The following is a 1294-nucleotide window of genomic DNA, read 5'->3' on the forward strand; positions in this document are numbered from 1 at the left end:
GTTTGTCGCCATTATCTTCCCGCCGGGCGGCGGGAAGGCTCCTACTGGATCGTGGGCGATCTGCAAAACAACCCCGGACGATCTCTCTTCGTGCGGTTGACCGGCCCCCCGTTCGGGCCGGGCGCCGCAGGAAAGTTCACCGATGGCGCGACCGGCGAGCACGGCGATCTTCTCGACATCATCCGTGCGCGGACCGGGATCTCCCGCTTTCCCGATCTTCTGGCCGAAGCCCGCGCGCATCTTGGCCGTCCGCAGCCGGTGCTTCCGGATCCACAGAAGCCGAGGAAAGCCAAGGACCCCGGCGGTACGCCCGCGTCCGCAGCGCGGCTCTTTGCGGCCTCGGTGCCGGTGCCACGCACGCTTGCAGACACCTATCTCCGCTCCCGGGGCCTGACCCAAGGCGGTTTGACAAGCGCCCTGCGCTTCCACCCGAAGTGCTGGCATCGGGAGGAGGGCCAGACCCGGAGCATCCCGAGACCGGCGCTGATCGCCGCGGTCACCGATGGGGCAGGGGGCTTGCAGGGGGTGCATCGGACCTGGCTTGCGCCGGACGGCAGGGGCAAGGCGGCTGTCAAGACGCAGCGGCGTGCCATGGGTCACCTTCTGGGCAATGCCGTCAGGCTCACCCCGCAGGACGACATCCTCGTGGTCGGCGAGGGCATCGAGACCATGTTGTCCTTGCGCGAGGCGGTGCCGGGCCTTCCTGTCTGGGCGGCGCTCTCGGCCGGTCACCTCGGGGCCGTTCTCTTGCCAGAGGGGCTGCAGCGTCTCTACATCGCCATCGACCGCGATCTGGCCGGGCAGCGCGCGGCAGAGAGGTTGAGCGCCAGAGCCACCGAGGCCGGGATCTGCTGCCATGTGCTCGAGCCGCGTCTTGGGGATTTCAACGATGATCTTCTGGCGCACGGCAAGGTGGCGCTGCGCGCGCATCTGGCGGGTCAAATCGGGCCCGAGGATCGGCGGCGGCTTTTTCCCTGAGCCGCATCGCGCAGGGGCGGTCTGGGAGTGTGGGGCAGGGGGCATGCATCCCTGTCGCGGTTCTGGACCGTCGTCTCAACCTCCTTCCGGGGGCTTTGCTCATCCACCCGTCACCCGCACGGCCTTCAAGAGATGGGCAGGCGGCCGTCAAAGGCACCGCCCCTTCAAGGACGGGGGGCGACTGATTTCCGCCGACGGCAAGCCGCCTTTGCATCGCGAGGCATATGTGGACACCCCCTTCGTCAAGTCTTTCCTCAAAGCGCGTCGAATCCGGTTGGGTGCTTGCATATGTCCGGCCTCGTAGTGCGGCCGGTTG

Annotated in this window: 1 protein-coding gene; it reads left to right on the plus strand. The window is 67.7% G+C overall.

The window, feature by feature from the left end:
• The coding region (locus CRO22_RS18515; protein WP_245861035.1) for a DUF7146 domain-containing protein at nt 1–978 on the plus strand (978 nt) is incomplete at its 5' end.
• Nucleotides 979–1294 lie beyond the last annotated feature (316 nt).

It is taken from the genome of Rhodobacter maris, assembly GCF_900217815.1.
Taxonomy (GTDB): domain Bacteria; phylum Pseudomonadota; class Alphaproteobacteria; order Rhodobacterales; family Rhodobacteraceae; genus Rhodobacter; species Rhodobacter maris.